The sequence below is a fragment of the Rhodococcus sp. KRD162 genome, from assembly GCF_017168335.1.
Lineage (GTDB): Bacteria > Actinomycetota > Actinomycetes > Mycobacteriales > Mycobacteriaceae > Rhodococcoides.
Map to the genome: position 1 here is coordinate 96,290 of NZ_JABFAU010000005.1, position 24,185 is coordinate 120,474.

The following is a 24,185-nucleotide window of genomic DNA, read 5'->3' on the forward strand; positions in this document are numbered from 1 at the left end:
ACGGCTCAGTCGCGGAGCATCTCGGCGACGAGGAAGGCCAGCTCGATGCTCTGCTGCGTGTTCAACCGTGGGTCACAGGCTGTCTCGTAACGGCCGCCGAGGTCCAGATCCGATATGTCCTGGGCACCCCCGAGGCATTCGGTGACATCGTCACCGGTGAGCTCGACGTGGATGCCGCCCGGGTGCGTACCGAGACCGTTGTGCACCTCGAAGAAGCCCTGCACTTCGTCGACGATGCGGTCGAAGTGCCGCGTCTTGTACCCGGTCGATGCCTCGTGGGTGTTGCCGTGCATCGGATCGCACTGCCAGATGACCTGATGACCGGTGGCCTGCACCTTCTCGATGATGCCGGGCAGAATGTCGCGCACCTTGCCGTTGCCCATCCGCGAGATCAGCGTCAGGCGTCCTGGCTTGTTGGTCGGGTCGAGGCGCTCGACGTATTCGACAGCCATCTCGGGTGTCGTCGTGGGTCCGATCTTGAGCCCGATCGGGTTCGAGATCAGCTCGGCCAGCGCGATGTGTGCGCCGTCGAGTTGTCGGGTGCGGTCGCCGATCCACAGGAAGTGCGCGGACAGGTCGTACAGCTTGGGGTGGTCGTCGGTGTTGTCCAGACGCAGCATCGCGCGCTCGTAGTCGAGTACGAGCGCCTCGTGGCTGGCGAAGATCTGCGCCGTGTGCAGATTGGGGTCCGTGACGCCGCAGGCATCCATGAACCGGAGCCCTCGGTCGATCTCACCAGCGAGGGCCTCGTAGCGGGCGCCGGCAGGAGACTGCGCGACGAACTCACGGTTCCAGTCGTGCACCTTGTGCAGATCGGCCATGCCCGCCCCGGTCAGGGCACGCACCAAATTCATCGCGGCACTGGCGTTGGCGTATGCGCGTACCAGCCGCGACGGATCGTGGCCGCGGACGCTCTCGTCGGCCACGAGGGAGTTGATCATGTCTCCGCGGTAGGACTGCAGCCCGAGCGCATCGATGTCGGAGGATCGCGGCTTGGCGTACTGCCCCGCGATGCGAGCGACCTTGACCACCGGCATGCTCGCGCCGTACGTGAGCACGACGGCCATCTGCAGCAGTGTGCGGATATTGCCCTTGATGTGCGGCTCGGTGTTGTCGACGAACGTCTCGGCGCAGTCTCCACCCTGGAGAAGGAAGGCCTCACCGCGGGCGACGGCGGCGAGCTTGTCCGACAACGCCTCCACTTCACCGGCGACGGTGATGGGCGGCACACTCTCGAGCACCTTGCGCATATCGGCTGCGTGGTCGGGGTCCCACTGCGGTTGCTGCGCAGCTGGCTTGGCCAACGCATCGTCCAATCGAGTGCGCAGCGTCGGCGACAACGGCGGCAGGTCGGGCAAGCGATCGATGGGTACGTCGACAGTCCAGTTCACCGGTACAGGATATTCGTACCGCAGTCGCCGCAGGACAACGGGTGTTCACCCGCGATACGAGAACTCTTCGATCGCCTGGAACTTCGCCAGATTGTGCCGAGCATCGGCGAGCGCATCATGCGCATCGTCCGGTGCCGACGGCAGCTCGGGGCTGCCGCGATCCTCCCAGTGCTGACGCAGCTCACGGGTGAAACGAGGCAACGACCGAGGCAGCTCGGTCATCGAACCCCACAGCTGACAGAGCGCAACGTGATCGTATGCAGCCACCCACGCCCACAGTTCGACCTCCGCGCCGTACTGCGGAACCAGGAACTCGAGCAGCTCGTCACGGATTCGGGACCGACTCATCCACAATGGTGACGAGTACGGTGGCAGCTTGGGCAGCACGTTTCGTCGAACCCAGCGGCCCGCTCGCTCGGGATCGAACTCGGAGGACACCGCATAGAACTCGCGGCCGTCCTCGGATACCACGCCGATCGAGACCAACTCGATTGTGCGACCATCCTCGATGAACTCTGTGTCGTAGAAGTAGCGCACGCGGCTCACCTTAGCGCGTGCTCCGACACGTCCCCACGTACCGGTAGCCCCGACCCGAACAGCCCGGAAAGGCAACGTTGTGACTACGCCCGACACCAACCGTCCGATCGCCGAGGCATCGGACCAGGCCGGGCCGCGGCCACGCCGGTGGCCTCGTTGGGCGGTGGCGTCGAGCAGAGTCCTCGTTCTGGCCGCCGCCGCTGTGGGTGTCCTGTTCCATCTCAACGGCTTTCCGGGCCTGCGTGCTCTCGGCGAGCACTACCGACTGGACCTGGACGTGTACCGCCTGGGCGGGCAGGTGTTCGCCCAGGGTGGGGATCTCTACGGACAGTTGCCGCCGATCGCCACCGGAACCACGTTGCCGTTCACCTATCCGCCGATCGCCGCCGCCGTGTTCAGCCCGCTGTCCTCGATCTCGCTGTACACCGCGTCGATCGCGGTGACGGCACTGTCGATGGTTCTGTTGCTGGTGACACTCGTGACCACACTCGTCTCGCTCGGGGTGCGCCCTGCATCGATGGTCCTGTGGTCGGCCGGTGCCGTGTTCGCCGTGTCGGTGCTGATCCTGGAGCCGGTCACCTCGACGTTGAACTACGGACAGATCAACATCGTGCTGATGGCCTTCGTGGCTCTCGACTGTCTGCCGAAGAAGACGCCATGGCCTCGCGGGCTGCTGATCGGTCTGGTCGCCGCCGTCAAGCTCACCCCGGCTGTGTTCGTGCTGTTCTTTCTGCTGCGCAGAGATTTTCGCGCGGCTGTGATGTCGGTTCTCGGTTTTGCAGTGTTCACGGCCATCGGCTTTGCGCTGACATGGTCGGATTCGGTGAAGTACTGGACCGAGACCATCGTCGACTCCGACCGGATCGGTGGCCCCGCCTATCCGCCGAACCAGTCGATCACCGGCGTGCTCGCACGTCTCGGATTGGACGATCTACCCCGGTCGATCCTGTGGCTCGCCTTGTCGGCGGTGGTGTTGATCATCGCCGCCGTGGCCATGCGGAAAGCGTTCGCGGCCGGGGAGATCGCCCTCGCGCTGACGGTCAATGCGCTGCTCGGCCTGCTGGTGTCGCCGGTGTCCTGGTCCCATCACTGGGTGTGGGCGGTGCCGTTCGTCGTCGTACTTGCCGTCCTCGGATACCGCCGCCGCAGCGCACTGCTGTTCACGCTGGTTGGCATCGGTCTGGCGCTGATGATCTATCCGCCGCACTGGAAGCTCGGCGAAGGGCGATGGAGCGGGCTCGGCTGGCCCCTGATCGACCAGATCGAGGCGTCTGCATACGTGTGGTGGGCACTGGCCTCGATCATCGCTGTTGCATCGATCGATATCGCCCACCGCGGGAGAGCCGCGAGGACCGCCGCGACTGCCTGATCGCAGCCGCGCGCGGAGGGTTCAGCTGGCTTTGGTGTCCGGGATGCGCGGCGGTACCGGAGTCGCTTCCGGACTCGGCGCGGTCTTCTTCAGCGAGGCGGCATACACGTCCACGTATTCCTGCCCGGAGAGCAACATCAGGTCGTACATCACCTCGTCGGTGACCGCCCGCTCGACGAATCGATTGCCGGCCATCCCCTCGAAGCGCGAGAAATCGATCGGCTTTCCCACGCGAATGGTGACCTTGGCCGGCCGCCACACCCGCGAACCGATCGGGTTCATCTTCTCGGTACCGATCATCGCGACGGGCACGACCTGCACCCCGGTCTGCAGCGCCAGACGGGCCATGCCCGTCTTCCCTTTGTACAACCGGGCGTCGGGCGAGCGCGTGCCCTCGGGGTAGATGCCCAGAACCTTGCCCGCTTCGATCACGCGCACTCCGGCATTGAGGGCGTCCTGCGCGGCATCGGCTCCGGTGCGATCGATCGGCACCTGCCCCACCGCGGTGAAGAACCACCGCTGGAACGCACCTTTGAGTCCGGTCCCGGTGAAGTACTCGCTCTTCGCCAGGAACGTGATGCGGCGAGGCGTCTTGAGCGGAAGGTAGAACGAATCGAGCACGGCTTTGTGATTGCTCGCCAGGATCACCGGGCCGTGCGCCGGAATGTTCTCCGCACCCTCGATCGTGGGCCGCCCGAGGGCAATGAGCAGTGGCCCGACGATGACGAATTTGAACAGCCAGTACCACATTGCCGTGCTCCCTGATCATGGTCCGGAAAAGTCGTTGGTGCCGATCCACTCGAAGGCGAACCGACCGCGGCCGGGCGTCCTCGAACTGTGCCGCGTAGTGAACTGTACCCAGGGTTTATGACACCAGCCACACCACGGGCCACAGCGGGACAGAGCTCACACGAAGCGGCCCGACACGGTCATCGCACGCCGGTGACGAACTGCGCCCGGGCGAGCTCCGCGGCCCCGATCATGCCCGCCGCCTCACCGAGTTGAGTACTGCGAATTCGAGCCAGCGGTCGATGGCCCGCACCGGTGACGAGCTGCGCGTACTTGTCGGTCGCGCGGGCGAGAAATTGGCTCGACGACGTCGCCACTCCCCCGGCCAGCACGATCAGGTCGGGGTCGTACACGTCGCTGACCATCGACAGCCCGACACCGAGCCACTGGGCGAAATCCTCCATGGTGCGGCGAGCGATCGGGTCTCCGTCGTGTGCAGCACCGGCGATCCGGCGACCGGTCAACGAACCCGGATCGAGAAACACCTCGCGAGCCAGCGTCGTCGAGGACGACGGGTCTGCGGCGAGCAGTTCCACCGCGGTGTCCACCAGGGCGGTGCCGCTGCAATAGCGCTCCCAACAGCCGCGCTTGCCGCACGGGCAGGCTCTGCCGTCCGGTACGACCTGAAGGTGACCCAGTTCCGGGGCGACCCCGTGGCTTCCGCGGTAGATCGTGCCGTCGATCAGCAGTGCCGCACCGATTCCGGTGCCGATGGCCACCATCACCACGTTGCGGCCGCCGGCGGCGGCACCGAAGCGGTACTCGGCCCACGCAGCCGAGTTGGCGTCGTGTTCGAGGAGTACCGGCAACCCCACACGTGCACTCATCTGTGCCGCGACCGGCGTGTCCACCCACGGTAGGTGCGGAGCGAATCGAACCGTGGTCCGCTCGGAATCGATGAATCCTGCGACGGCGAGCCCGACAGCGGCAATGTCGTGCCGACCGGCCAGCTCCTGCACGGCCCGGTCGAGCCCGCGTTCGAGCGCGCGAGCGGTGTGTGGAGTGGGGGCGGCGGTGGAGTCGAGCACCTGGCCCTCGGAGTCCACGACGGATGCGCGCAAGCTCGTCCCGCCGACATCGATGCCGACGGTCAGTCGCTCATGGTGCCGCTTCATTCGTCCATACCTTCCTCGGCCGTTCCCCACGCGGTCCGATTCCGTCCGTCTGTCACTGACCGTCCCGGCCGTCACTGCCCGACTCTCCGAGACGGACCGTAATCGGAACGAACGCGTTCCGGCGGTCGGCCGGGGCGTCCACGTCCTTCGCCACACCGCCGGATTCTCGATCGGGTCGGTCGGCGGACGAACCCGACGCAGGCTCCGCCGAGTGCGGCGTCCCTGCGCCCGCGTGATCGGCGAGCAGCTGACGCAGCAGTGCGATCACCACTGCGCCCTCGGAGGCCACGAGCTCGACGAGATCGTGGCGCTCGCCGCGCACCAGCGCAGCGAGCGCGCACACCGGGCACCAACTACATCCCTGCTGATCGCGATCCGCCTGTGTTTCGGCGACGCGCCGCAAAATGGGCTCGAGCCGCGTGAGTACCGTCTCGGCCAGGGCGAACAGATCCGCGCCCAGCTCGGAATGGTCCGAGGTCATCGCAACACCTCGGATGGCTTGTCCGGGGACGTTGCGGTCACAGCGGCCACGCGTCGGGGTTCGGGCGAAAACGCACCACCAGGCACGGTCCGTCGAGTTCGGCGGACTCCGCGACGCACCGACGTAGCACCGATGCCAACCTGATTCGCCGTCGCCTCCCGTCGGCACTGACTATCAAGTCGTCCTCCACTCGCCCCAGCGCCAAGCTTGCCGAATCCACCACCGGCAGCAGCATTCTCATCGCGTATACAGATTCCAGCCCGACCCCCGACTCGTGCACCACACGGGGCTGCTCCCCCCAGCCCGGCGCGCGCCGCCCGAGGGAGCCTCGCTCCAGGCGAGCGGCCACTTCTTGCAAGGGCTCCAACCCTACCGGTTCGGTGTGGAAGTGCTCCACCTCCACCAGCGGCACCGTCGCGATCCTTCGGCGCAGCTCCGCCACGGCGTCGAGCTGCGCGGACCGCCACCTCTCGAACCAGAACACTGCCGGATGTGCGCCGACCAAACCGATCGACGACGAGTTCAGCGCGGGCAGAATCTTGTTGACGAGAACCCGATCGATTCTGATTCCGAGCAGAGCAGCCGCCGACAGCGTCCGTTCCGCGTCGGCGATCGACAATTCCTCGGCAGTGACGACCACGGTCGCGCCGGTGCGTGTCGAGTCGACGATGAGCGATCGCACCGACTCGATATGTGCGAGAACTCGCTCGATCATTGCCACGACCAGGGTGAGCCGAACATCGGCACCGGTGCCGGCAACCATCCGGTCGTGGTGCGGCCAGATCCGCTCGACGTATCCGGCGACGGTGTCCGGCAACTGCAGCGTGCGGAGCGCATCGGCCGAGGCGGGCATGTCCACCAACACTGTGTCCCAACGATCTTCGTCGGCAAGGCGGTAGACCTCGTGCATTCCCAGCAACTCTTCGATTCCTGGGAAACCGAGCAGTTCCTCCGGTTCGATCGCCCCGAAACTCACTCCGTGCTCGTGGCCCGCGGACGCCATCGCCATCACCGAACCCAGACCTCGGTATCGCTGCTCGAGCAACGCGAAGGTATCGATCTCGACGATGTCGACGCCGGGCGCGACCGGCAGTATCTCGGACGGTTCCGCCGACTCGGCGACGCCGTCGACCGCGAACGCGTCGACGAGCGAATGTGCCTGGTCGACGGAAGCGATCAACACCCGCTTCCCGGACTGCGCGAGCTGCAGGGCCGAAGCAGCAGCCAACGTGGTCTTGCCCGCACCACCTTTGCCGAGAAACAGCAACACCATGGTGCGGGCTTCGGTGCGAGCTTCGCTCAGCCTTCGACCCGCTTCTTCAATTCTTTCAAGGCAGTGTCGGTGATGACCTTTTCCGCCTTGCGCTTGAACAGTCCGATCATCGGGATATTGAGGTCCACGGTGAGCTCGTACGTCACATCTGTGCCGTCACCGGTCTCACGCAGCGAGTACGAGCCGTTCTGCGACTTCTGCATCTCACCCGAGACCAGATTCCACGACACCGAGTTACCGTCGGCGGCCCAGTCGTACTCGAGCTCGTAGGTGTCTTTCACCATGCCTGCGTCCAATACGAACTTCACGCGCTTACCGCGCCCGTCTGCTCCGCGCTCGAGGACCTCGACGGACTTCGCGGCCGACACCCACGTGGGGTACGCGTCGAAATCGGCGATGACGTCCATGACCGCGCTCGGTGAGGCTTCGACGACGATAGACCTCTGGGTTTTCTCCGCCATGACTTCTCGTCCGCTTCCTCTCGGGTACATCGATCGTTTCGTTCGCTGTGCCGTCGAACAGACAGCAGACCTATCTCACATGATCGATCCGCCTGTGCACAATGCGAACCGGCCGACCGTACCGCGCGGTTCAATCGACAGCTGAACTCGACGCTACGTGGCGCGGCGCCTCCCCTGCAGAACGCCCGGCCTCCAGTTCGCGTTTGAGCTCGAACGTCATGGCGCGACCGGCCACACGGCGCCGGTGTTGCTGCGCCGCTAGCTCGTCGGTACCGGCGGACTCCGCATGCAGGAAGTAGTGCACGATCACACCGTCGAGCACGGGCTCGAGCCACAGCTCCATCGTTCCGAGGACGCCTCCGCGCACGGCCCAGCGGATCCCCTTCTCACCTCGGTCTTCGGTGACCGTCAGATTCAGATCCGGCCACCACCGACGCCACCGTTCCGGCGAGGCGAAAGCCTGTGCCACCAGTTCGCCGGGGGCGGCCACGAATGTCTGATCCGCAACTTGAATACTGCTCATCGACAGAGCTTCACATATCGGGTGCCCTGCCGGGTGCACCGAGGCGAAGTTCGACGTCGCGACCCCGGGTCTAGAGTATCTGTGAAGCCGAGCTATCGACTTTCTCTCTGTCTTCCAACCGGAGGTAATTCCGTGCGCGAGTTCACCGTCGCCGCAAAATATGCCGTCGAGGACACCAGCTCGGCGGTCGACACCGTCTTCACCCGGGCCAGCACGGCACCCGATGCCGTGGTTTTCCGACGCCTGCTCGATGGGCGCTGGACCGACGTCACCGCTGCCGAGTTCGAGCGTCTGGTCGTCGGTGTGGCACGGGGGCTGATCGCGGCAGGCATCGAACAGGGCAACCGGGTTGCGTTGATGTCGTCGACGCGATTCGAGTGGTCGGTCATCGACTACGCGATCTGGGCGGCCGGCGGGGTGACGGTGCCGATCTACGAGACATCCTCGGCCGGACAAGTGGAGTGGATCCTCGCCGACGCCGAGCCGGTGTTGCTGATCGTCGAGAACGACGCCCACGTGCAGGAGACGACGGAGGTCGTTGCGGCCGCGCCGTCGGTGCGTCAGACATTCGTGATCGAGAACTCGGCCGGTAGCGGGGCCGTACAGGCCCTGACCGAAGACGGCACCCACATATCCGAAGATCAAGTCCACCAAAGGGTTTCAACTCTCGCGTCGTCCGATCCGGCAACGTTGATCTACACGTCGGGCACCACCGGTCGACCCAAGGGCGTGCAACTGACACACGCCAACCTGCTCGCCGAGTCACTCGGCATTCGTGAGACATCGCTGAAGTCCCTCATGACCGAAGGTAGGAGCACATTGATGTTCCTGCCTCTCGCTCACGTCCTCGCGCGAGCAGTGAGTATCGCCTCGTTCGACGCCGGAGTCACGCTGGGCCACACCAATGACATCCCGAACCTCGTGTCGACGTTCGGAACCTTCCGGCCCGACTTCATCCTCTCGGTGCCGCGCGTGTTCGAAAAGGTCTTCAATACGGCCAAGCAGAAGGCGCACTCCGACGGCAAGGGCAAGATCTTCGATCTCGCCACCGAATGCGCGGTGGCGTGGAGCGAGGCACAGGACACCGGCAGTCCCGGAATTGTGCTGCGCGCCAAGCACAAAGTGTTCGACAAGTTGGTGTACGCCAAGCTGCGAACCGCACTCGGCGGAAGGTGCGAGCTGGCCATCTCCGGTGGCGCACCCCTCGGCAGTCGGCTCGGCCACTTCTACCGGGGCATCGGCGTACCGATCTACGAAGGCTACGGCCTCACCGAAACCACGGCGGCGTTCGCGGTCAACACCATCGGGCACCAACGCGTGGGCAGCGTGGGGCGTCCGTTGCCCGGCAACACAGTACGCATCGCCGAGGACGGAGAGATCCAACTTCGCGGTCCAGTGGTGTTCGACGGCTATTGGCGCAACGAGGACGCGACCGCAGAGTCCTTGGACGACGGTTGGTTCCGCACCGGAGACCTCGGTTCTGTCGACAAGGACGGCTACATCACGATCTCGGGCCGCAAGAAGGAGTTGATCGTCACGGCCGGCGGAAAGAACGTCTCACCCGCGGGTTTGGAGGACAGTCTTCGGGCGAACGCCCTGATCAGCCAGGCCGTCGTCGTGGGCGATCAGAAACCCTTCATCGGGGCTCTGATCACCCTCGACCCGGATGCGTTCGATCGATGGAAAGCCGACCATGGCAAGGCTGCCGACGCCACTGCGGCAGACCTGCAGCAGGATCGCGACCTGACCGCAGAGATCGATGCTGCAGTCGCCGATGCGAACAAGTCCGTCTCGCACGCGGAGTCCATCAAGAAGTATCGGCTGCTCCCCCACGATTTCTCGGAGGAAAGCGGTGAGCTGACCCCCACGCTCAAGCTCAAGCGCAAGGTCATCACACAGGCGTACGGCGACGAGATCGAGTCGATCTACAAGCGCTGACCTTCACCGCTCAGATCAGCGAGCGTAGCTTCTCCGCCAATACATCCCAGCGCCACTGCCCGTCCACCCATGCGCGGCCGGCGTTGCCCATGTGCGCGCCGAGCGTGCGATCGGAGAGGATTTTCACGATCGCGTCGGTGATGTCCGAGACCGACGTTCCATCGACAACGAGTCCGGTCTTGTTGTGCTGCACAGCCTCCGGCGCACCCCCGGACATGCCGGCAACGACGGGCACGCCACACGAGGAGGCTTCGAGATAGACGATTCCGAGGCCTTCGACGTCAAGACCGAAGCCGCGGGTGCGGCTCGGCATCGCGAACACGTCCGCGATGGTGTGGTGGGCGGCGAGTTCCGCGGAGGGCACGGTGCCGGTGAACACCACGTGTTTGTCCATTCCGGTCGAGCGGACCAGCTCGCGCAGAGTCTTCTCGTATGGCCCGCCGCCCACGATCACCAGAACTGCCCCGTCGACGGCCCGCCGAATCCCGGGCAGCGCACGAATCAGAAAGTCCTGTCCCTTTCGAGGGACCAGGCGAGACAAACACAGGACGGTGGGCCGGTCACCGAGGCCGTAGCGAGCACGGAGCTCGGCCCGCGCGGCGGCGTCGGGAACGAATCGATCGGTGTCGACCCCCGGCGGCAGATGCTCGAGGGCGGCGGACCGCCCGAACGCCGAGCTGAACCGTCCCCGGGTGTACTTGCTGACATAGGTCACCACATCGGTGTTCTCGCCGATCGTGCGCAGAACCGAACGCCCGCCCGGAACCATCGACCACCCGACCTCGTGGCCGTGGGTACTGGCCACGATGCGATCCGCCCCGGCCCGGCGCAGGTACGAAGACATCACCGCCAGTGGAGCCGACGCGCCGAACCACACCGAATCGCACTCCCGCGACTTCAGGATTCGAGCAGCACGACGCGCCACGAGTGGGGTCGGCAACATCAGCGTCGTCGGATGTCTGATCACCTCGAACGGTTGCCGGGCATCGAACTTCTCATGGGAGTCGCCGCGCCAGCGCGGTGCGTAGACCACCAGCTCCTCACCCGGCAGCTGCGAGGCGAAGCTGTGCAGATAGGACTGGATACCGCCCGGGCGCGGGGGAAAGTCGTTCGTCACCAACAAAGTACGACGCATGGCGTCAACCGTAGCGTCCGGCGTCACCGCGACCGAGCTGCCACCCACTCTCCCCATGAGGCGACGAACTGTGCCCGCCCGAGTCCGAGCACCGATTCGAGGGCGACATCGATGGTGCCGTCCGACGCCCGTCCGGACGCCAACGCCTCGTAGAGCCGGCGCAGCCTCGGCTCGCCGTACCGATCGGCCACGAACTCGAACACCGACCATGCCGACTCGTACGCAACACTCGACCGAGTACCGCCGGCACCGAAGTCCTCGTCCTTCGGCAGCGCCGTCGGCGGACCACCCGACGCCACGATCGCATCGAGGGTGGGTGCGAGCTGTGCGAATCCGGCTCCGGAATGTCGGTAACCGGAGTAGTCGGCGAATCCCTCCGATACCCACAGGGGCGTGCCGTCTGCGGTTCGGGCACGTGCCGCGACATGAGTGATCTCGTGCCGTAGGACCGATCGAACGGTGAACGGTGTCAACCGCGATGCGGCATCGGGACCGAACACCACCCGCTGGCCGGTTCGACGCGAACCGTCGCCTGTCGGTGCGTCGGACACCGTCACTGCGGCCACGTCGGTCGACGGATCGGATCCGGCCAGTTCGCCGAACTCCTCGGCAGAGGACGCGACGAACACCAGCGCGTCTCGCGCCCAGTCCTCGCCCCAGAACTCGGTGACAGCGGCAGTTGCGGAGGGGAGCTCGGCTGCCACATCCGCAACGAATTGCTCCCGATCAGGGTGCCCCATCACCACCGAAGTACCGGATGCGGTGGGCACCGAACGCACGGCGAGCGGACCGAAATCCCACGGGCCACGCCAGGTGTGCCGGCGATATTCGGGTAGGTCCGCATCGTCGACCAACCCCCATCGTCCGTTCCGCTCGGCGACGACGAGGGAGACCGGTCGACGCGTGGGCGACGCGTCCGGTCCCTCGACGGCGTAGCGGAGGTAGACCGAGGGTGCCCAGATGTCGGTGGCATCGAGTGGTTCAGCGATGCGGGGAGGTACCGGGGTTTCGGGCTCGTCGCCCAGTTCGTACCCGAAATCTGCGAACGGCACGGTCGGAATCACTGCTGCGCGGCGCACCTGTGCATCCACGAAACTCGGATCGGCCCGCGGATCCATCAAGCCTCGAAGGGCATCGACGTCTCCTGAGCGAACGGCAGCAGCCCACTGATCGAGGAGAACGGCCACCTCGGCGCGCCGCTGCTGATCGTAGGTCGGCGAGCTGGGAACGCCGGAGACCTCTGTCGGCACCTCGCCGGACGCCGCGTCGGTGCCGTCGTGACGATGGAACAACACGAGCGAGAGCGACACGACGGCGACCAGAAGTATCGCAGCCCACCGCATCCCCGCTGATCGGACGAACAAGCCCACACCGGATGGCTGGGCCGGTTCGCTCATATCGGGGCCGGCCGATCGTCGAGGTACACCTCAGTATCGACGTGCCCCGTAATACGGGAACGATGCCATCGATTGCACCTTGACCGGGACCCCGAAGGTGGACGCATGCAACACGTTGCCGTTGCCTGCATAGATTCCCACGTGCGAGGCGTCCGGATAGAACAGCACCACATCGCCCGGCTGCAGATCCTTCTGACTCACCGGAGTTCCACCCTGGGCCTGGGCCTGACTCGATCGAGGCAGCGTCTTACCCACCTGCTTGTACGCCCACACGACCAATCCCGAACAGTCGAAGCCGTCCGGCCCGGTCGCGCCCCAGACGTACGGCTTCCCGATCTGCGTCAAGCCGGCCTGCAATGCGCTGGCACCCGAACCGGGCGTCAGGTTCTGCAGCACCGCGGAGGGATCGAATCCGTCGGGCAGGGTCGATCCGGCGAGAGCGAGCTGTTCGGAGGAAGACAACGCACTGTAGGCAGCCATCACCTCCGCGATCTGACTCTGCAGTTCGCTTTGTTTGGCCTGTAGGTCGTCGCTGACCGCCTTGGCTTGCTCGGCCGCCACTCGGGCCTGATCGGCGGCCGTTGCTGCGGCCTGTTCGGCGGCAGCAGCGTCCGAACTCGCCTGCTGGAACCGCGCAACCTGATCGGCGGTATCGGCGGAGATCACATCGAGTGCAGACATCTGGTCGAGAAGCTGCTGTGGGGAGTCGCTGACCATGACCGCGAACAGTCGGTTCGTCCGCGCACCCTGGTAGTTGACGTTGGCGACCTTGTCCATGACGGGCTTGAGCTGCGCCAACTGTGCCTGCGCTGCATCGAGGGCGGCGCGGCTCCGATCGACGGCGGTCTGTGCGTCCGTCTGCTGCTGAGTCTTGGCGTCGAGATCGATCTGGGCGTTGTGCAGCGATTCGTTGGTCTGCTCGGACTGGCGAGAGAGCTCGGCCAGCTCGGCCTGAGCATCGGAAGCGGAGTCGAATCCCGGTTGCGCCAGTGCGGGCGTCGTCGGTGCCAGGGCGATGCATGCCGTCAATGCGGCAGCCACCATCGAGCTTCCAGTCAGACGCCACACACGGGTAGATCTCGATATCGCCACGGAAAGCGACTCTCCGTCCTCACACATGCTGCCTCGACCGAGACAGCGGTTGAAAAAGTACCTCGAAACGAACCATACCCATGCAATTGCGGGCTCGGACGTGAACACGGTCCGAAATCGACGGGGGTTCGACGTGACTGGTCACAAATCAAACATCGACCAGGTCTCGATCAGATTACGAACTGGGGGCGCTGCTGTCCACCGGACCGGCGTGTCGGGGCCGGAAACGACGACAGGGTCGAGCCGATACTCGGCTCGACCCTGTCGGTCTGTCACAGCGAACGTCGACTGCTCGGATCAGTAACGGCGAGCACCGTCGAACGGCATCGAGGCAACGGGCGCAACCTTGACCGGCACGCCGGACGTGGATGCATGCACGACATTGCCGTCGCCGACGTAGATGCCCGAGTGCGAGCCACCGTAGAACGACACGACGTCGCCGGGAACCAGGCTGTCACGCGAGACAGGAGTGCCCGCGGCGGCCTGGTCGTAGCTCGTGCGGGGCAGGCTGATGCCGGCCTGCTTGTACGCCCACTGGACGAGTCCCGAGCAGTCGAACGAATCCGGACCAGCAGCGCCGTACACGTACGGTGCACCGATCTTGGACTCAGCGGCCTGCACGGCCTTCGCCGCAGGCGTCACCTGAGGGGCAAGCGGCGCGCCCGGTGCGGGCACGCCCGGAAGGTTGAGGGGAGGCAGGCCCGGGACGTCGGGAATCTCGAAGGTTCCGACGCCGGGAATGGTGAGGGGGGCCGCCATCGCGGGTGCAGCGGGAAGGATGACCACGCCTGCCGTGAGCGCTCCGGCTACGAGAACTCGCCGCAATGATCGGTTGGAAAGTTGTGACGCCACGAAAGATGGTGCTCCATTTCTTCCTATCGTCCGCCGACCGAGTTAGCTGACGGGTTCGGGCTGGGAAGAGCAGCCCTACCCGCAGTCCACTCGAGGTGGCTCAGCGGGATTCACCCCAGTAGATATCGGGTTCCCGGTACGAACACTCTCGCGAGTGAACGATTAGGCGGTGACTTGCGACGCCACTCCGGTTTGGATTGGCAAGACTCCGCAAGGTCTCAGGAAGGTTACGAAATGGCATACGTCCGTGTCGACTCCAACTCGCCGAGCGGACCGAATCAGGCCCGATTCTCGCTATCCGGCGCGCTGATCACCCGGCGTGTTACGAGTCGGTAACAACGGAGCGCGGGCGGCGTCGTCTTCGCTCGTCACGAGCTTCAGTGTGGGCACGAGACCCTCCTCGGCAAGGACCCCCATCGCACCGAGTTCTTCCTGCTCGAGCGTGATAGGAGGCCGTGGTCCCACCCACCTACCGTCCGATCTGGACGGCATCCCGGGAGGGCCGAGAAGAACCGTCACGACGCAGTCCGCGCAGGCGATGTCGCGGACCTTGCAGTCACTGCAATCGACAATCATTGTGATCCTCGTCTCTTTCCTGTTTCAGGCGGCCGAAACAGCCGATCGAGCGAAACGTAGCGTCCGCCACCGACAAGGTTTCGTGACACGTCACTGCGCGAGCGCGCAGTGAGTCCTCGCGGCTGCGCCGAGCGTTCTTGTCGGAGGTCGGACCTAACGTCGTCCGGGTGAGCCTGCCCACCCAGTTGACGTTCGACGAGCTGGACACCCCGCTGCACCGGACGACGTTCGTCGTCGTGGATCTCGAGACCACCGGCGGCAGCGCGGACAGCGAAGCCATCACCGAAATCGGTGCGGTCAAGGTCCGTGGGGGCGAAATTCTCGGCGAATTCGCCACACTCGTGGACCCGGGAAGATCCATTCCGCCGTACATCGTCGAGCTCACCGGCATCACCTCGGCCATGCTCATCGGTGCGCCCCGAATCGAACGGGTACTGCCCGGCTTCCTCGAGTTCGCTCGGGGCTCGGTGCTGGTGGCCCACAACGCAGGTTTCGACACCGGATTTCTCAAGGCCGCCGCCAGCCGCCTCGACATAGCGTGGCCGCGGTTCCAGGTGCTGTGCACCGTCAAACTGGCTCGACGGGTCCTCACCCGCGACGAGGCACCGTCGGTGAAGCTCTCGGCCCTGTCCACGTTGTTCCGATCCGAGACCAGGCCGACGCACCGCGCACTCGACGACGCTCGCGCCACCGTCGACGTTCTGCACGGTCTGATCGAAAGAGTGGGCAATCAGGGCGTCCACAGCTACGCCGAGTTGGTCGACTACCTCCCTGCGGTGTCGGCCGGCCAGCGCGCCAAACGCGGGCTGGCGGCCCACCTCCCGTCCAGCCCAGGCGTCTATCTGTTCCGTGGCCCGTCCGACGAGGTGTTGTACGTCGGCACCTCGAACAATCTCAAGCGTCGGGTGCGCAACTACTTCACCGGCTCCGAGACCAGGGGCCGGATGAAGGAAATGGTGAGTCTGGCCACTCGGGTCGACCATGTCGAATGCGCGCACGCACTCGAAGCCGGTGTTCGAGAACTGCGGCTGCTCTCGGCGCACATTCCCCCGTACAACCGACGCTCGAAGTTTCCGAAGAAGGGGTGGTGGATCACCCTGACAGACGAGGCGTTTCCGCGCCTGTCGATCGTTCGCGCGCCCACGCCGGACAGCCTCGGACCGTTCTCGGTTCGCCACGACGCCGCGGAGGCGGCCGCGCTGGTGGCGGAGTTCTGCCGTCTGCGCACGTGCACCCGCCGTCTGCCCCGTTCGGTTCGGCACGGTGACCACTGTCCGGCGGCCGATGTCGGCGGCTGCCCAGCGGCGTCGTCCGGGCCCCTGACGGCAGACGAGTACTCCATCGCTCCGAGGCAGTTTCTCGCGCTCGTGTGCGGCCAGGACGACGCGATCCTGCATTCCATGCGGGTCCGAGTCACCGAGCTCGCGGACAGAGAGCTCTACGAGACTGCAGCACGATTGCGCGACCGGATTGCCGTGACCGTCGACACGCTACGCAGAATGCATCGATCCGCGGCGGTGGCCGCCATTGCCGAACTCGTGGCGGCACGACGAACGCCGGAGGGAGGGTGGGAGTTGATCGTGGTGCGTTTCGGTCGTCTGGCGGGGGCGGCGGTGGCGCCGCGCGGAGTGCACCCGATGCCCGTCGTCGACGCCATCGCCGCGGCCGCCGAGACGGTGATACCCGATTCGACGCCGCTTCGAGGTGCACCGCCGGAGGAGGTCGCTCTCATTGCGTCGTGGCTGCGCACTGACGGGGTTCGAATCGTGCGGACCAGCAGTGGCTACTGCAGCCACGCACGTTCGGCGGGTTCGTGGGAGGGGTGGTGCCGAACGGCACGCGCCGCCGCGCGGCAGGAGTGGAGCCCGCGGAACGACCACTAGAGCAGGAGTGGAGCCCGCGGAACGACCACTAGAGCAGGAGTGGAGCCCGCGGAACGACCGGCACGGCAACCTGAGGAACTAGGGTTGGTCGCGTTGGGTGGAGCTCGTCGTATTTCGAGTTCGGGATGTGTGAGGAGCACAGATGATCAATGCCATCGTTTTGATCGACGCCGAGGCCGATTTGATTCCGGAGACAGCGCAGGCCGTGGCCGATGTCGAGGGTGTGTCGGAGGTCTACTCGTGTGCCGGGGATGTCGACCTGATCGCGATAGTCAAGGTGCGTGATCACGCGTCGATCGCCGAGGTGATCACCAAGCACATCAATCGGGTTCGGGGCGTGCGGAACACCACGACTCACATTGCGTTTCAGTCCTATTCGAGCGCAGATGTCGATGCCGGGTTCTCGATCGGCGAGTAGGGCCGGTCGATCAGTCGGCCATTGCCGTGGTGCAGCGCGCCCAATCGGCAAGTAGTTTTGCGGCGGCTCCCGAGTCGACAGTTGTTGCAGCAGTTGCCAATCCCGCTTGAATCCGATCGTGGAGATTGCCCGAGACACCTTCGTGCGCTGCGATGGCCGCGGCGGCGTTGAGCAGCACGGCGTCACGGACCGGTCCGTGTTCTCCGGCGAACACGCGATGGGCCACTGCGGCGTTGAACTGCGCGTCGCCGCCTCTGAGGGACTCGATGGGTGATCGGGCGATTCCGTAGTCGACCGGATCGATCGTCTCGATGGTCACGGACCCGTCGGACACCACATGCACGGTGGTGGTCGTGGACAGGGTGATCTCGTCGAGGCCGTCGTCTCCGCGCACGACGAGAACCGAGCTGCCGCGTCGGGCGAACACACCCGCTACCACTGGGACCAGATTCTCGAAAGCGCAGCCGATCAGGCCTGCGCGCGGGCGTCCGGGGTTTGTCAGTGGGCCCAGCACGTTGAAGACCGTCGGGATTCCGATCTCTTTGCGCGCCGGTCCGGAAAAGCGCAGTGCGGGGTGATGGATCGGGGCGAAGCAGAATCCGATTCCTACCTGGTCGACGCTCGACGCCACCTCGGCGGGCCCCAGGGTGACACGCACGCCCAGTGCTTCGAGTACGTCGGTGGTGCCGCTTTTGGAGGACGCTGCGCGGTTGCCATGTTTGACCACTCGTATTCCACTGGCGGCGACGACGATCGCCGCCATGGTCGAGATGTTGACGGTGTCGGCACCGTCTCCGCCGGTACCGACGACGTCGACTGCGTCACGATCGGTCTCGACCAGCACCGCGTGCGCAAGCATCGAGTCGGCGAGCCCTTCGAGCTCGGCCGGCGTCGGGCCCTTCATCTTCAGGGCCACCCCGAAGGCAGCGATCTGGGCCGATGTCGCGTTGTCGGACATGATCTCGTCCATCACCCAGCCGGTGTCTGCGCTGGACAGGTGAGTGTTCGTGGTCAACGCGCCGAGAATTCGACGCCAGGTGCGCGGCTGCTCGTCGTTGGTTGCTGCGGTCATGGTGGTTCTACCGGGCCCTTCTGCCGTCGATGCACTCGGTGCGGTGGAAGCTTAGTCAGGCACTGTGTCGGGTGGCGCAGGCTGCAGGGCGTCCCACCCCAGCACTGCTCCTCCTCGGCGCTGGGCGAGGCCTGCCATCCGTGACCGCTCCTGCGAGCAGTGCAATGCGTCGAGAAGCTGTACCCGTTGCAACACCAGCGGCACGCCGTCGTCGACTTGGGGGCGGTACCCGCCGCCGGATTCCGATACGTCGACGGCGGGCCCGACCGAGTAGCCGTCCTGGGCGGCGATCGCTGCTGCGTCGTTCACTTCGTGTGCCGGCAACACCAGATGGTGTCGCAGTACTACCTCTGCAGCGGCGTTCCACACAGGCGCCGTGATTGCCGCCTCGTCGAGCACGGCCGAACATGCCTGGGCGTCGTCGAAGCAACGCGCCACTGTGACCAAGTCCTCGCGCGTGGGGTCCAACGGTTCCACTCTCGACCGCGAGAACAGTCTTCGAAACCACCCACCCTCGGTGCTCTTTGCCATGAGGCCAGCCTTGCACGACTGGACCCCACCGGTCCGGCCAGGGCTATCTACCTGCGCGGGAACAAGGAAGCGCGCGGATTCGTTGTGATGCGACGCGCCAAGAGTGGACCCGGATATGCCTTCCGTACTACGACGGGTCATACTTCTTTCTGTGACGAGCGCTGTAGGGACTCAAGGATCGGCAATCACCCAACGCGTGCACTCGCTGAACCGTCCCAATATGGTCAGCGTCGGCACGATCGTGTGGCTGTCGAGTGAACTCATGTTCTTCGCCGGGCTGTTTGCGATGTACTTCGTCGCGCGAGCCCAGGCGGACGGAAACTGGCCTCCGGAGCCGACCGAGCTGAACCTCGCTCTGGCCGTTCCGGTGACTGCCGTGCTGATCGCATCTTCGTTCACCTGCCAGCTGGGAGTGTTCGCAGCCGAGCGCGGAGATGTGTTCGGACTTCGACGTTGGTACATAGTCACGCTGGCGATGGGCGCGTTCTTCGTGACCGGCCAGGCGTACGAGTACTACCACCTGGTGCACGAGGGCACGACGATGTCGAGCAGCGTGTACGGCTCGGTCTTCTACATCACGACCGGCTTCCACGGACTGCACGTGATCGGCGGACTCATCGCCTTCGTATTCCTGATCACGAGAACTCTGGTCAGTAAATTCACGCCGGCGCAGGCCACCGCCGCCATAGTCGTTTCCTATTACTGGCACTTCGTCGACATCGTCTGGATTGCCCTCTTCGCGACGATCTACTTCATCCGCTAGTGACAGTCAGTACGCCAACGATAACGAACGAACGGATTCAGCCCCCGACGTTCGGTCCGTCCCGACACGACAAGGGATAGAAGATGAGTACATCTCCCCCAGCAGCATCCGGCGACCGAGACCCCGCCAAGACGAGAAGGCAACGCAAGACGCGCAGGCGCGTCACCGGTGCTCTCGTCCTGATGATGGGCCTACTGAGCGCGGGATTCCTCGCGTCGGCCCTGACTCCGGCTCCGCAGGTCGCCACTGCCGATACCGACTCGGCGGCCCTGATTCGCGAGGGCAAGCAGCTCTACGACACCTCCTGCGTGACGTGCCACGGTGTCAACTTGCAGGGCGTTCAGGATCGCGGACCGAGCCTCATCGGAGTCGGCGAGGCGGCTGTCTACTTCCAGGTGTCGAGCGGCCGCATGCCGGCGATGCGCAACGAGGCACAGGTGTTGCGCAAGCCGCCGAAGTTCGACGACAAGCAGATCGACGCTCTCGGTGCCTATGTTCAGGCAAACGGCGGTGGGCCAACGGTCATCCTCGACGAGAACGGCGACATCGCTCAGGAATCTCTGCGCGGCGACGACATCGCACGCGGTAGTGAGCTGTTCCGGTTGAACTGCGCCTCCTGCCACAACTTCACCGGTCAGGGTGGTGCCTTGTCCTCGGGCAAGTTCGCCCCCGATCTCGGGCCTGCGAACGAGCAGGAGATCTACACGGCCATGGTCACCGGGCCGCAGAACATGCCGAAGTTCTCCGATCGTCAGCTGACGATCGAGGAGAAATCCGACATCATCGCGTACGTCAAGTCGGCACAGGACACCAAGGCCGCCGGTGGTTGGGGTCTGGCAGGCTTCGGTCCCGGTACCGAAATGGTCGCCGTGTGGATTGTCGGAATCGCCGCTGTTGTCGGCGCAACATTGTGGATCGGAGCTAGATCATGAGCGACGGTGATTCCGGTCGTAAAGACGACGACAACGTCGACGGCAAGAAAGCCGGCGGTGTGAATCCCGAGAAGAAGTACTCCGACGAGGAACTTGCGGCCCTGAGCCGCGACGAGCTGGTCGAGCTCGGCACGAATCTCGATGGTGTCGATGTTGCGTTCCGTCGAAACCGCTGGGCCGTCGAGGGCACTCGGGCCGAGAAGCGTGCCGAACGCAGCGTGGCGATCTGGTTCGCCATTGCCGGGCTCTCGGCCGTCGCGTTCATCGGCGTCTACCTGTTCTGGCCTTGGCAGTACGCCGGAATCGGTGACGAGAACTACCACCTCTACTCGCTGTACACGCCGTTGATCGGCGGCACGATGGGCCTGGCGATTCTCGCAGTCGGCGTCGGTGCGGTGCAGTTCACCAAGAAGTTCATCCCCGAAGAGGTCTCCATCCAGGACCGCCACGACGGGAGTTCCTCGGAGACGGATCGCAAGACGCTGGTCGCCGAACTGGGTGATTCGCTCGAGACGTCGACCATCGGTCGACGCAAGGTGATCAAGCGCTCACTGATGTTGGGCGGTGGCGCACTGGGCGTCATGGCTGTGCTCCCCCTCGGCGGGTTGATCAAGAACCCATGGGCCAAGGGCGAAGATTCTCCATTGTGGGTATCCGGCTGGACTCCTCGCTACGATGGGGAGACCATTTACCTCCGACGAGACACCGGGCGACCGGAAGATGTCGTTCTCGTTCGGCCCGAGGACCTGGACGCTGGTGCCATGGAAACCGTGTTCCCCTTCCGCGAAGCGGACCGTGAGAGCGAGCACGATCTGCTCGTGTCACTCCGAGGGATTCGCAACGCCGTCATGCTCATCCGCCTGCGTCCCGACGACGCCAGCACGGTCGTCAAGCGCAAGGGTCAGGAGAGCTACAACTACGGCGATTACTACGCGTACTCCAAGATCTGCACGCACCTCGGCTGCCCCACATCGTTGTACGAGCAGCAGACGAACCGCATTCTCTGCCCTTGCCATCAGTCGCAGTTCGACGCGCTCGAGTACGCCAGGCCGATCTTCGGACCGGCAGCGCGCGCGCTGCCCCAGCTTCCCATCACCGTCAACGAGGAGGGATACCTAGTGGCTCGCGCAGACTTCCACGAAGCACTCGGTCCCGCCTTCTGGGAACGTCGACCGGAGCGTGATTCATGAGTCCTTCACTGCAAACCCTCGCAGCCAAGCAGGCGGACGACGTAGACAGTCGTTACCACTTGGCACCGGGACTTCGCCGTCAGATCAACAAGGTATTCCCCACCCACTGGTCGTTCCTGCTCGGCGAGATCGCGCTGTACAGCTTCGTGATCCTGCTGATCTCCGGTGTATTCCTCACCCTGTTCTTCGATCCGTCGCTCAGCGAGGTCGTCTACGACGGCAGCTACCTGCCGCTCAACGGTGTGACGATGTCGCGGGCCTACGCCACTGCTCTCGACATATCGTTCGAGGTTCGCGGTGGTCTGTTCATGCGACAGATTCACCACTGGGCCGCACTGATGTTCGCCGCGTCGATCATCGTGCACATGGCTCGCATCTTCTTCACCGGTGCGTTCCGTCGTCCCCGTGAAGCCAACTGGGTCATCGGCTGCCTGCTGCTGATCCTGGCCATGTTCGAGGGCTTCTTCGGATACTCCCTCCCCGACGACCTGCTCTCGGGCACCGGTCTTCGTGCCGCTTTCTCGGGCATCACGATGAGTATCCCGATCGTCGGTACTTGGCTGCACTGGCTGATCTTCGACGGCGACTTCCCAGGCACCATCATCATTCCGCGCCTGTATGTGGCGCACGTGCTGCTGCTGCCCGCCATCATCTTGGCTCTGATCGCCGCTCACCTGGCGCTGGTCTGGTACCAGAAGCACACCCAGTTCCCCGGACCGGGCCGCACCGAGAAGAACGTCGTCGGCGTTCGTATCCTCCCGGTGTTCGCGGTCAAGTCCGGTGCTTTCTTCGCAGTGACGTTCGGTGTGCTTGCCGCGATGGGTGGTCTGCTCCAGATCAACCCGATCTGGAACCTGGGCCCCTACAACCCTGCGCAGGTGTCGGCCGGGTCCCAGCCCGACTTCTACATGATGTGGACGGACGGCTTGGCTCGACTGTGGCCGGATTGGGACATCTACATCGCCGGGCGATACACCATCCCGGCAGTGTTCTGGGTCGCAGTCATCATGGGCCTGGTGTTCACGGTGATGATCGCCTACCCGTGGATCGAGAAGCGCCTTACCGGAGACACTGCGCACCACAACCTGCTGCAGCGTCCCCGCGACGTGCCTGTCCGCACGGGAATCGGCGCGATGTCGATCGCGTTCTACGTCGTTCTGACGCTCTCCTGCGTCAACGACCTGATCGCGTACAAGTTCGACATCTCGCTCAACGCCATGACCTGGATCGGCCGTGTCGGTCTCCTGATCATGCCGCCGCTCGCGTACTTCGTTGCGTACCGGTTCTGCATAGGCCTGCAGCGCAGTGACCGAGCGGTGCTCGAGCACGGAATCGAAACCGGAATCATCAAGCGGCTGCCGCACGGCCAGTACGTGGAAATCCACCAGCCGCTCGGCCCGGTGGACGATCACGGACACCCGATCCCCCTCGACTACCAGGGTGCACCGGTACCCAAGAAGATGAACAAGCTCGGCTCGGCCGGCAAGCCCGGCTCGGGATCGCTGTTCACTCCGGACCCGGTGGCACAGAGTGCAGCTCTCGAGGAAGCCCACCACAAGGGTGAGCACGAGCAGCTCGCAATGCTCCGCAAGTACCAAGCGGGCATTGCAGGCAACGGCCACTCGAACGGTCACGCCGAGGGCAACGGGCACTCGAACGGCCACTCGAACGGCCACGCATCCGAGGGCAACGGCCACCAGGATGCCTCGATCGGCTCCGGTCGACAGGACAGCGACAGCGATCGCTGACATCTGACAAGTAACAACACGAAGGGCGGCACCGGCAACGGTGCCGCCCTTCGTGCATTGTCGACTCCTCCACCCGCAGCAATCGCGACCGCTCACTCGTACACCGGGGACCCGATATCCCTCCCCTCCCCTAGCGCCGCACGTTCGACCCGACAAGACCGACGGGGGCTCTCGGACTCGGCGCTGTTCGGACTCGGGGCTGTTCGGGTGAGGGGCTGTTCGGGTGAGGGACGACAGGGCTCAGGTAAGTGGACGGGGCTCTGGCAGTTGCACGACCGGTATTACTATCGGCATATGGTCCGCATACCCCTGACGCCAGGCGAGCTTGCCCGCGGTGCACGACTCGGTGCGGCGATACGTCGATCCCGAGGCAGTCGCACCATGACCGACGTGGCCGAGGCTGCGGGTATCTCGGTGGAAACGCTGAGGAAGATCGAGACCGGACGCATCCCCACTCCTGCCTTCTTCACTGTCGCGGCGTTGTGTGAGGCGCTGAACATCTCGTTGGACTCCGTAGCCGACTCCTCCTCCGACTCGACACCGAGACAACCCGAGGCCGACGCCTCCTGAGGGCAGGGCCTGCCACCGACCTCGCGCACCGTCGCGCCCGGGTTACTCGCGTCCCGCCGTCCACAGTCCAGGTTCCATACGCACCCACGTCCCTGCTGTGCCGGTCGTCGACGGTGGGGTCATCCGGACATACCAAAAGGGGCCTCGAT

24 protein-coding genes and 1 riboswitch are annotated in these 24,185 nt (G+C 64.8%); of the genes, 9 read left to right on the forward strand and 15 right to left on the reverse strand.

Features of this window, described 5'->3' with window-relative positions; genetic code table 11:
• Positions 1 to 5 precede the first annotated feature (5 nt).
• Both J1M87_RS08755 and J1M87_RS08760 read right to left on the reverse strand, forming a co-directional pair.
• A complete protein-coding gene (locus tag J1M87_RS08755; protein WP_206489174.1) occupies positions 6 to 1,391 on the reverse strand; it encodes a class II 3-deoxy-7-phosphoheptulonate synthase in 1,386 nt (461 codons plus the stop codon).
• 45 nt (positions 1,392 to 1,436) lie between these two features.
• Positions 1,437 to 1,928, reverse strand: a complete 492-nt coding sequence (locus tag J1M87_RS08760) for a polyadenylate-specific 3'-exoribonuclease AS (RefSeq protein WP_206489616.1) — start codon at positions 1,926 to 1,928, stop codon at positions 1,437 to 1,439.
• Between the two features lie 79 nt (positions 1,929 to 2,007).
• Here J1M87_RS08760 and J1M87_RS08765 point away from each other — a divergent pair, with 79 nt between their 5' ends.
• On the forward strand, positions 2,008 to 3,297 hold the full coding sequence (locus J1M87_RS08765) for a glycosyltransferase 87 family protein (RefSeq protein ID WP_374222373.1): 1,290 nt from the start codon (positions 2,008 to 2,010) through the stop codon (positions 3,295 to 3,297).
• Positions 3,298 to 3,318: 21 nt separating this feature from the next.
• Here the strand turns inward: J1M87_RS08765 and J1M87_RS08770 are convergent, their stop codons facing one another.
• The 6 genes from J1M87_RS08770 to J1M87_RS08795 form a co-directional block, all read right to left on the reverse strand.
• Complete coding sequence (locus J1M87_RS08770; protein WP_206489175.1) at positions 3,319 to 4,047, reverse strand: 1-acyl-sn-glycerol-3-phosphate acyltransferase; 729 nt, start codon at positions 4,045 to 4,047, stop codon at positions 3,319 to 3,321.
• A gap of 179 nt (positions 4,048 to 4,226) precedes the next feature.
• Complete coding sequence (locus tag J1M87_RS08775) at positions 4,227 to 5,201, reverse strand: ROK family protein (RefSeq protein WP_206489176.1); 975 nt, start codon at positions 5,199 to 5,201, stop codon at positions 4,227 to 4,229.
• Positions 5,202 to 5,253: 52 nt separating this feature from the next.
• On the reverse strand, positions 5,254 to 5,682 hold the full coding sequence (locus J1M87_RS08780) for a hypothetical protein (protein WP_206489177.1): 429 nt from the start codon (positions 5,680 to 5,682) through the stop codon (positions 5,254 to 5,256).
• Positions 5,683 to 5,719: 37 nt separating this feature from the next.
• The gene (locus tag J1M87_RS08785) at positions 5,720 to 6,955 is read right to left on the reverse strand and encodes an ArsA family ATPase (RefSeq protein WP_241256619.1); all 1,236 of its coding nucleotides are present in this window, start codon (positions 6,953 to 6,955) and stop codon (positions 5,720 to 5,722) included.
• Between the two features lie 26 nt (positions 6,956 to 6,981).
• Complete coding sequence (locus tag J1M87_RS08790; protein WP_206489178.1) at positions 6,982 to 7,416, reverse strand: SRPBCC family protein; 435 nt, start codon at positions 7,414 to 7,416, stop codon at positions 6,982 to 6,984.
• 130 nt (positions 7,417 to 7,546) lie between these two features.
• The gene (locus tag J1M87_RS08795; protein ID WP_206489179.1) at positions 7,547 to 7,939 is read right to left on the reverse strand and encodes a polyketide cyclase / dehydrase and lipid transport; all 393 of its coding nucleotides are present in this window, start codon (positions 7,937 to 7,939) and stop codon (positions 7,547 to 7,549) included.
• Between the two features lie 132 nt (positions 7,940 to 8,071).
• Between J1M87_RS08795 and J1M87_RS08800 the strand changes: the two genes are divergently transcribed.
• On the forward strand, positions 8,072 to 9,877 hold the full coding sequence (locus J1M87_RS08800) for a long-chain fatty acid--CoA ligase (RefSeq protein ID WP_206489180.1): 1,806 nt from the start codon (positions 8,072 to 8,074) through the stop codon (positions 9,875 to 9,877).
• Positions 9,878 to 9,887: 10 nt separating this feature from the next.
• Here J1M87_RS08800 and J1M87_RS08805 read toward each other — a convergent pair whose 3' ends face one another.
• The 5 genes from J1M87_RS08805 to J1M87_RS08825 all read right to left on the reverse strand — a co-directional run bounded on the left by J1M87_RS08805 (position 9,888) and on the right by J1M87_RS08825 (position 14,929).
• A complete protein-coding gene (locus J1M87_RS08805) occupies positions 9,888 to 11,012 on the reverse strand; it encodes a glycosyltransferase family 4 protein (RefSeq protein ID WP_206489181.1) in 1,125 nt (374 codons plus the stop codon).
• Between the two features lie 23 nt (positions 11,013 to 11,035).
• The gene (locus J1M87_RS08810; RefSeq protein WP_241256620.1) at positions 11,036 to 12,409 is read right to left on the reverse strand and encodes a hypothetical protein; all 1,374 of its coding nucleotides are present in this window, start codon (positions 12,407 to 12,409) and stop codon (positions 11,036 to 11,038) included.
• Positions 12,410 to 12,439: 30 nt separating this feature from the next.
• Positions 12,440 to 13,453: a C40 family peptidase gene (locus J1M87_RS08815; RefSeq protein ID WP_206489182.1), complete on the reverse strand. Its 1,014-nt coding sequence runs from the start codon at positions 13,451 to 13,453 to the stop codon at positions 12,440 to 12,442.
• A gap of 345 nt (positions 13,454 to 13,798) precedes the next feature.
• On the reverse strand, positions 13,799 to 14,353 hold the full coding sequence (locus tag J1M87_RS08820) for a C40 family peptidase (protein ID WP_206489183.1): 555 nt from the start codon (positions 14,351 to 14,353) through the stop codon (positions 13,799 to 13,801).
• Positions 14,354 to 14,368: 15 nt separating this feature from the next.
• Positions 14,369 to 14,532: riboswitch (cyclic di-AMP (ydaO/yuaA leader) on the reverse strand.
• A gap of 115 nt (positions 14,533 to 14,647) precedes the next feature.
• Complete coding sequence (locus J1M87_RS08825) at positions 14,648 to 14,929, reverse strand: hypothetical protein (protein WP_206489184.1); 282 nt, start codon at positions 14,927 to 14,929, stop codon at positions 14,648 to 14,650.
• Positions 14,930 to 15,096: 167 nt separating this feature from the next.
• Here J1M87_RS08825 and J1M87_RS08830 point away from each other — a divergent pair, with 167 nt between their 5' ends.
• Together J1M87_RS08830 and J1M87_RS08835 are read left to right on the forward strand one after the other, a co-directional pair.
• A complete protein-coding gene (locus tag J1M87_RS08830; protein WP_206489185.1) occupies positions 15,097 to 16,812 on the forward strand; it encodes a DEDD exonuclease domain-containing protein in 1,716 nt (571 codons plus the stop codon).
• Between the two features lie 142 nt (positions 16,813 to 16,954).
• On the forward strand, positions 16,955 to 17,230 hold the full coding sequence (locus tag J1M87_RS08835; RefSeq protein ID WP_206489186.1) for an Lrp/AsnC family transcriptional regulator: 276 nt from the start codon (positions 16,955 to 16,957) through the stop codon (positions 17,228 to 17,230).
• A gap of 10 nt (positions 17,231 to 17,240) precedes the next feature.
• On the opposite strand, the gene trpD is transcribed toward J1M87_RS08835, so the two are convergent.
• The gene (gene trpD, locus J1M87_RS08840) at positions 17,241 to 18,302 is read right to left on the reverse strand and encodes an anthranilate phosphoribosyltransferase (RefSeq protein WP_206489187.1); all 1,062 of its coding nucleotides are present in this window, start codon (positions 18,300 to 18,302) and stop codon (positions 17,241 to 17,243) included.
• A gap of 51 nt (positions 18,303 to 18,353) precedes the next feature.
• Positions 18,354 to 18,833 (reverse strand): hypothetical protein, encoded by a 480-nt coding sequence (locus J1M87_RS08845; protein ID WP_206489188.1) that lies wholly within the window; start codon positions 18,831 to 18,833, stop codon positions 18,354 to 18,356.
• A 151-nt stretch (positions 18,834 to 18,984) separates the two neighbouring features.
• Here J1M87_RS08845 and J1M87_RS08850 point away from each other — a divergent pair, with 151 nt between their 5' ends.
• The 5 genes from J1M87_RS08850 to J1M87_RS08870 all read left to right on the forward strand — a co-directional run bounded on the left by J1M87_RS08850 (position 18,985) and on the right by J1M87_RS08870 (position 24,036).
• Positions 18,985 to 19,596, forward strand: coding sequence for a heme-copper oxidase subunit III (locus J1M87_RS08850; protein WP_206489189.1), 612 nt, complete (start codon positions 18,985 to 18,987; stop codon positions 19,594 to 19,596).
• A gap of 83 nt (positions 19,597 to 19,679) precedes the next feature.
• The gene (locus tag J1M87_RS08855) at positions 19,680 to 20,528 is read left to right on the forward strand and encodes a c-type cytochrome (RefSeq protein ID WP_206489190.1); all 849 of its coding nucleotides are present in this window, start codon (positions 19,680 to 19,682) and stop codon (positions 20,526 to 20,528) included.
• Positions 20,525 to 21,718 (forward strand): ubiquinol-cytochrome c reductase iron-sulfur subunit, encoded by a 1,194-nt coding sequence (locus J1M87_RS08860; protein WP_241256622.1) that lies wholly within the window; start codon positions 20,525 to 20,527, stop codon positions 21,716 to 21,718. Before J1M87_RS08855 ends, J1M87_RS08860 begins: the two co-directional genes overlap by 4 nt.
• The gene (locus J1M87_RS08865) at positions 21,715 to 23,466 is read left to right on the forward strand and encodes a cytochrome bc complex cytochrome b subunit (RefSeq protein WP_206489191.1); all 1,752 of its coding nucleotides are present in this window, start codon (positions 21,715 to 21,717) and stop codon (positions 23,464 to 23,466) included. Before J1M87_RS08860 ends, J1M87_RS08865 begins: the two co-directional genes overlap by 4 nt.
• A 294-nt stretch (positions 23,467 to 23,760) precedes the next feature.
• Positions 23,761 to 24,036: a helix-turn-helix domain-containing protein gene (locus J1M87_RS08870; RefSeq protein WP_206489192.1), complete on the forward strand. Its 276-nt coding sequence runs from the start codon at positions 23,761 to 23,763 to the stop codon at positions 24,034 to 24,036.
• Positions 24,037 to 24,185 lie beyond the last annotated feature (149 nt).

What these genes read in the sequence shown, in the direction of transcription:
- J1M87_RS08810 (WP_241256620.1), bottom strand. Translation starts at nt 12,409, where the DNA reads ATGAGCGAACCGGCCCAGCCATCCGGTGTGGGCTTGTTCGTCCGATCA.
- J1M87_RS08865 (WP_206489191.1), top strand. Translation starts at nt 21,715, where the DNA reads ATGAGTCCTTCACTGCAAACCCTCGCAGCCAAGCAGGCGGACGACGTA.
- J1M87_RS08855 (WP_206489190.1), top strand. Translation starts at nt 19,680, where the DNA reads ATGAGTACATCTCCCCCAGCAGCATCCGGCGACCGAGACCCCGCCAAG.
- trpD (WP_206489187.1), bottom strand. Translation starts at nt 18,302, where the DNA reads ATGACCGCAGCAACCAACGACGAGCAGCCGCGCACCTGGCGTCGAATT.
- J1M87_RS08835 (WP_206489186.1), top strand. Translation starts at nt 16,955, where the DNA reads ATGATCAATGCCATCGTTTTGATCGACGCCGAGGCCGATTTGATTCCG.
- J1M87_RS08870 (WP_206489192.1), top strand. Translation starts at nt 23,761, where the DNA reads ATGGTCCGCATACCCCTGACGCCAGGCGAGCTTGCCCGCGGTGCACGA.
- J1M87_RS08785 (WP_241256619.1), bottom strand. Translation starts at nt 6,955, where the DNA reads ATGGTGTTGCTGTTTCTCGGCAAAGGTGGTGCGGGCAAGACCACGTTG.
- J1M87_RS08815 (WP_206489182.1), bottom strand. Translation starts at nt 13,453, where the DNA reads ATGGTGGCTGCCGCATTGACGGCATGCATCGCCCTGGCACCGACGACG.
- J1M87_RS08860 (WP_241256622.1), top strand. Translation starts at nt 20,525, where the DNA reads ATGAGCGACGGTGATTCCGGTCGTAAAGACGACGACAACGTCGACGGC.
- J1M87_RS08775 (WP_206489176.1), bottom strand. Translation starts at nt 5,201, where the DNA reads ATGAAGCGGCACCATGAGCGACTGACCGTCGGCATCGATGTCGGCGGG.
- J1M87_RS08770 (WP_206489175.1), bottom strand. Translation starts at nt 4,047, where the DNA reads ATGTGGTACTGGCTGTTCAAATTCGTCATCGTCGGGCCACTGCTCATT.
- J1M87_RS08790 (WP_206489178.1), bottom strand. Translation starts at nt 7,416, where the DNA reads ATGGCGGAGAAAACCCAGAGGTCTATCGTCGTCGAAGCCTCACCGAGC.
- J1M87_RS08805 (WP_206489181.1), bottom strand. Translation starts at nt 11,012, where the DNA reads ATGCGTCGTACTTTGTTGGTGACGAACGACTTTCCCCCGCGCCCGGGC.
- J1M87_RS08845 (WP_206489188.1), bottom strand. Translation starts at nt 18,833, where the DNA reads ATGGCAAAGAGCACCGAGGGTGGGTGGTTTCGAAGACTGTTCTCGCGG.
- J1M87_RS08825 (WP_206489184.1), bottom strand. Translation starts at nt 14,929, where the DNA reads ATGATTGTCGATTGCAGTGACTGCAAGGTCCGCGACATCGCCTGCGCG.
- J1M87_RS08795 (WP_206489179.1), bottom strand. Translation starts at nt 7,939, where the DNA reads ATGAGCAGTATTCAAGTTGCGGATCAGACATTCGTGGCCGCCCCCGGC.
- J1M87_RS08780 (WP_206489177.1), bottom strand. Translation starts at nt 5,682, where the DNA reads ATGACCTCGGACCATTCCGAGCTGGGCGCGGATCTGTTCGCCCTGGCC.